This window comes from Vibrio genomosp. F6, from assembly GCF_005146325.1.
GTDB lineage: Bacteria > Pseudomonadota > Gammaproteobacteria > Enterobacterales > Vibrionaceae > Vibrio > Vibrio cortegadensis.
In genome coordinates this window covers 1-5,244 of record NZ_SYUT01000085.1, presented here as the reverse complement: position 1 = coordinate 5,244, position 5,244 = coordinate 1, and the positions used below count along the sequence as shown (strand labels likewise).

Here is a 5,244-nt window from a genome sequence, read left to right as displayed (position 1 = left end):
ACTGAGCTAAGTCGGCACAAGTGGGGCGCATTCTATTGAATGATTTTCCACCTTGCAATAGCTAAAGCGAAAAAAAATAATATTTTTTCCGAGTTTCTTCTGATACGGCTTATTTTTTACCAATTCAAGCGTTTCATAGAAATTCTAGGCGCATTATTATTTTCATTCTGCTCTTCTTGATGTATTTTCCATTCTCTACGTTTTCATTTATCTAAAGAGTTGATATGAGCCCATTTATGTCTTTTGACCGTTGCCAATGGACGGAGTTAAGAAACTCAGTACCAATGACACTTTCAGAGGATGACTTAGCCGAGCTACAAGGTATCAATGAAAACTTAACCATGAAAGAAGCCGTTGATATCTATCTTCCACTATCAAGGCTACTCAATCTATACGTTGCCGCTCGTCAGAATCGTAATTCAGTACTAGACCAGTTTCTCGGCAATACAGGGCACGCACCACCATTTGTCATTGGCATTGCTGGCAGTGTTGCGGTAGGGAAAAGTACAACCGCTCGACTATTGTGCGCTCTTTTGTCTCGCTGGGAAAACCACCCAAAAGTTGAACTCATCACAACGGATGGATTTCTGTATCCAAACAAGGTGCTTGAGCAACGCAATTTGATGAGCAAAAAAGGATTTCCAGAATCTTATAATACTAAGCGCCTTATCCAATTTGTCTCTGATGTGAAGGCTTGTAAACGCAATGTGCAAGCGCCGATCTACTCACATTTAACGTATGACATTACACCAGAAGTGAAAAATGTTGATTTACCCGATGTGTTAATTATTGAAGGGTTAAATGTGTTGCAGGGTGGACCTGAGCAGGACCAATCTGCCAATCACGTGTTTATATCAGATTTTTTGGATTTCTCTCTTTATGTCGATGCTGATAGCACTCTGATTGAACAGTGGTACATCGAGCGATTTATGAAATTCAGAGACGGTGCATTTGCGAAACCAGGATCTTATTTTAGTCATTACACTCAACTCACGAAACAAGATGCGGAATTGAAAGCCCGAAACATTTGGCAATCCATTAACGGTAAAAACCTTTCAGAAAATATTCAACCCACAAGAGAGAGAGCCCACCTTATTTTGCGTAAAGGAAAAAACCATACGGTAGAGCAAGTTTTATTACGTAAATAAAGCTTGCAGACAATAATCAGTTAAACCTTATATCTCGTGCTTTCTTAACGATATTTCACCACCGATATAGGGTTCTATTCCATTATCTGTCTCAAGTAACACTGCGCCACGGTCATCGATTCCTTTTACAACACCTGTCACTTCCCTTGGTCCAATAAGCAAGCGAACGCTTCTTCCAACAAAGTTATCTAGTCGATTCCATCGTTCTACAAACCCCTTCATTCCGAACTGTTCATATTCGCTTAGTGCGCTTGTCCAAGAACCAATCAGAGTGGATGCAAGTATATTTCTATCCACTAACTGAGACTCTGCGAGTTCATCTAGAGATGTCCAAGGTTGATCAATACCATCGATATCAGGTCGCATTGAGATATTAAGCCCCATCCCTAGCACTATATGCGCCGCTCCGCCTGCTTGCCCTGACATTTCTACTAATATTCCACCAAGTTTTTTATCTTGGTAATACAGGTCATTTGGCCATTTTAGTTTAATCCCTTCGAAACCCAACTGTTCAAGAGCTTCAACCGCTGCGATACCAATAACAAGGCTCAGCCCCATCGCTGCTGCCATACCTGCATCAAGACGCCAGTACATTGATAAATAAAGGTTACTACCGAAAGGCGATATCCATTGCCGTCCTCTTCGGCCACGCCCTTGCGATTGATATTCTGCAAGACAAACTGTCCCTGAATCAATGCTTCCAACTTGATTTAATAAGTACTGATTTGTTGAGTCGATGATAGGTACCAACTCGAAAGGCTGAATTAACCCTTCCGATAATAGCTCTCGATTTAGTAGGTTTAGCGGCTTAGATAGACAGTAACCTTTTCCTTGAACACGATATATATCAAGCCCCCACTCCTGGATCCCATTGATATGTTTACTAATCGCTGCGCGCGAAATACCCAAAAGCTCACCAAGTGTTTCACCTGAATAAAATTTTCCATCGGCAAGTGAATTCAATATTGATAATTTAACTTGGTGCTCTTTCATGTATTAATACTCGCGATTTCAGTTAGTGTCACTTCTCTCTGCCGACCAATGAAACGAACTTCATGTTCCAACTCTATACCAAACGTATCCTTGACTGTTTGATAAATGTTCGCAGCAAGCTTTACAATATCATCGGCACTTGCATTATCAGAGTTAACTAAAACCAGGGCTTGTTTAGGATGGACTTGAGCACCACCGCATACAACGCCTTTGAACGCACATTGATCAATCAGCCACCCTGCCGCAACTTTAAATTGATTATCGAACGGATAAGCCACTAACAAAGGAAATTGACTTAACAAGCCTTCGTATTTTTCACGGCTAATAACCGGGTTCTTAAAAAAGCTTCCAGCATTACCTTGCAGCGCTGGGTTCGGTAACTTTTCCATACGCACTCGACATACTTCATCGAAAATAGCTTTAGGTGATAATTCGTCTACCGGTATCTTTTGAAGTGGGCCATATTGATTATTTGGCACCCATCGTTTCGATAGACAAATACCTAGCGCGACGACAACAGCCTTTTGGTATAATTCATGTTTGAAAATAGACTCACGATACCCAAACTTACATTCTTCGTTTGTTAGGCGTTTGATCTTAAATGTATCAAGGCAAAGAACATCAACATACGTACAGACATCTTTTAGCTCAATACCATAAGCGCCTATATTTTGAACAGGCGCAGATCCCGCACACCCTGGTATTAATGCTAAGTTCTCCAGCCCACCAATAGATTGCTCGATTGTCCATTTTACCAGTGTTGGCCAGTCTTCCCCTGCACCAACGTGTAAGTAAAGATCATCTTCATCACGACTAATATCTCTCCCCAAGATTCGATTTACGATCACTACACCATCAAAATAATCGGTAAAAAGAACATTACTCCCTTTACCTAAAACAAGCTTAGGTAAAGCCTCCCATTCAGGATCTTGAAAAACGTCAATTAATTGTTCTATTGACGTCACTTCTACAAGAAAACGAGCTTTCTGCTTAATGCCGAATGTATGATATTTTTCTAAATTTACGTCAGGATATGATTGCATGGTCTTTATGAGTTAACTTACACTCTTTCAATTCTACATGACTCCAACCAATAGCGCAGTGACTGAATGTCAGAAGTAAAGATAGAACAGCTCGACCCAATCAAAATTCCACTGATCAAGAAATTGTATAAGGATCACTACCCTTCAGCTAAAGCAAAGAAAAGTGAACTTATCATCACCATTTCAGAATCAAACCAACTTAGTGGTGTCGTGAGGTTTAGAGAGATCGAACATTTCCGTCTGCTAACTGGCATGCTCACGATTCCAGAAAAAAGAGGAATGGGTCTAGCGAATAAGTTGATGGCGCATTGCAAGTCAAATATTCTCACACGATCTGATTATTGTTTCGCATACAGCCACCTTGAACTCTTTTACCAAAAGCATTCTTTTATTCGGGTAGAAGTTGATGACATGCCAAACTCGGTAAAATGCCTCTTTCTCCGATATGTAAACAGTGGGAAAGATCTCATTCCAATGCAATTTGTAGGATAAAAATAAAGATACAACCCGCTTTACTAGTCATATGCTAGTAGTTTTTGGTAAAATTGAAGGTTCGCAATTTTGCATATCTCTAAGGTAAAAAATTCAAGATGATCGCTAATAGAAATCCATTCGAACACTTGCCAACTATCGCGCAAGACCCTAACAAGTTTGAAGTAATTCTATCCGCTAGAGACTTTAGAATTCGTTTATTAGATGCAATTAAGACGGCAAAAAGTCGTATCTACCTTATTGCATTGTATTTAGAGGATGATGAAGCTGGTAGAGAAATTCTGACTGCACTGTACGAAGCCAAACAGCAAAACCCTGGTTTGGATATCAATGTTTGTGTTGACTGGCACCGAGCGCAACGTGGTCTTATTGGCGCAGATTCTTCCGATGGCAATGCTGCAATGTATAAATCTTTCAGCGAAAAATACGAACACAAAGTACCGGTTTACGGTGTCCCTGTTCGAGGTAGAGAAGTCTTTGGTGTTTTACATTTAAAAGGCTTTATTATCGATAACACTGTTATATACAGCGGTGCTAGCCTTAATAATATTTATTTAAATTACCAAGAACGCTATCGATTTGATCGTTACCATACCTTTGAGAATAAAGATCTAGCAAACAGTATGGTAGAGTTCGTGCAATCTGAAATGATCGCAAACTCTGCAGTTAATGATTTAACCGATCGAGATAAACCAAGTACCAAAGAGATTAAGGCTGATATCCGCCAACTTAGAGCATCACTAGCAAACTCTGAGTATAAATTTGCACATCAACCAACTGGTGAAAATGAAATTGCGGTAACGCCTCTTGTTGGCGTTGGAAAAAGACGCAATAAGTTAAACCAGACAATAAATCATTTGATAGCGGAAGCTAAAGATGAAGTATTCATCTGTACTCCATACTTCAATTTCCCTAAAAGCATCGGAAAAGAAGTGAAAAAGGCCCTAAAACGTGGTGTAAAAGTCACCATAGTTGTAGGAGATAAAACAGCCAATGATTTCTTTATTTCTCCTGAGGAAGATTTTAAGACAATTGGCGGATTGCCTTATCTGTATGAGGTAAATCTTCGTAGTTTTGCCAAAGCCAATGAAGCTCACATTGCCAGTCGTAATCTTTCCATACATTTATGGAAACATGAAGAGAACAGTTTCCACCTTAAAGGTTTGTGGATAGATAAGCGCTACATGCTACTCACAGGGAATAATTTAAACCCACGAGCTTGGAAGCTAGATTTAGAAAATGGCATTTTAATTCAAGATCACCATCAGCACCTAGTTGACAAGTTTGGCTCTGAAGTTGACAATATTTTGCAGCATACCCAGTTAATTTGTACTTATCGCCAGCTAGACAAAGTTGAGCATTATCCAGATACAGTACAGAAACTAATTAAAAAAGTCACTCGGGTAAAAGCAGACCGAGTTTTAAAACAAATCCTCTAGACGAAATATCCAACGTTAACAAAAGCACTAAACTTACAAGTTTGGTGCTTTTTTATACCAATTACAGAAAGATATGATCTAATTAGAGCATCGCCGTCTTACGCGAAATGGCTATGGATAGCCTTGATA

The 5,244-nt window shown here is 39.7% G+C and carries 5 protein-coding genes; 3 read left to right on the top strand and 2 right to left on the bottom strand.

Annotation, left to right across the window (positions count from 1 at the left end; genetic code table 11):
- The first annotated feature begins 224 nt into the window (after positions 1-224).
- Positions 225-1,148, top strand: coding sequence for a type I pantothenate kinase (gene coaA / locus FCV43_RS19395; protein ID WP_017051023.1), 924 nt, complete (start codon positions 225-227; stop codon positions 1,146-1,148).
- A 27-nt stretch (positions 1,149-1,175) separates the two neighbouring features.
- On the opposite strand, the gene birA is transcribed toward coaA, so the two are convergent.
- Positions 1,176-2,141, bottom strand: a complete 966-nt coding sequence (gene birA, locus FCV43_RS19390; protein ID WP_136996092.1) for a bifunctional biotin--[acetyl-CoA-carboxylase] ligase/biotin operon repressor BirA — start codon at positions 2,139-2,141, stop codon at positions 1,176-1,178.
- On the bottom strand, positions 2,138-3,184 hold the full coding sequence (murB, locus tag FCV43_RS19385) for a UDP-N-acetylmuramate dehydrogenase (protein WP_136996091.1): 1,047 nt from the start codon (positions 3,182-3,184) through the stop codon (positions 2,138-2,140). The genes birA and murB overlap by 4 nt, the downstream gene beginning before the upstream one ends.
- Before the next feature lie 66 nt (positions 3,185-3,250).
- Between murB and FCV43_RS19380 the strand changes: the two genes are divergently transcribed.
- Both FCV43_RS19380 and pssA read left to right on the top strand, forming a co-directional pair.
- Positions 3,251-3,676: a GNAT family N-acetyltransferase gene (locus tag FCV43_RS19380; protein ID WP_113796104.1), complete on the top strand. Its 426-nt coding sequence runs from the start codon at positions 3,251-3,253 to the stop codon at positions 3,674-3,676.
- Between the two features lie 98 nt (positions 3,677-3,774).
- The gene (gene pssA, locus FCV43_RS19375) at positions 3,775-5,115 is read left to right on the top strand and encodes a CDP-diacylglycerol--serine O-phosphatidyltransferase (protein WP_136996090.1); all 1,341 of its coding nucleotides are present in this window, start codon (positions 3,775-3,777) and stop codon (positions 5,113-5,115) included.
- The last annotated feature ends 129 nt before the right edge of the window (positions 5,116-5,244 follow it).

What these genes read in the sequence shown, in the direction of transcription:
- coaA (WP_017051023.1), top strand. Translation starts at nt 225, where the DNA reads ATGAGCCCATTTATGTCTTTTGACCGTTGCCAATGGACGGAGTTAAGA.
- birA (WP_136996092.1), bottom strand. Translation starts at nt 2,141, where the DNA reads ATGAAAGAGCACCAAGTTAAATTATCAATATTGAATTCACTTGCCGAT.
- murB (WP_136996091.1), bottom strand. Translation starts at nt 3,184, where the DNA reads ATGCAATCATATCCTGACGTAAATTTAGAAAAATATCATACATTCGGC.
- FCV43_RS19380 (WP_113796104.1), top strand. Translation starts at nt 3,251, where the DNA reads ATGTCAGAAGTAAAGATAGAACAGCTCGACCCAATCAAAATTCCACTG.
- pssA (WP_136996090.1), top strand. Translation starts at nt 3,775, where the DNA reads ATGATCGCTAATAGAAATCCATTCGAACACTTGCCAACTATCGCGCAA.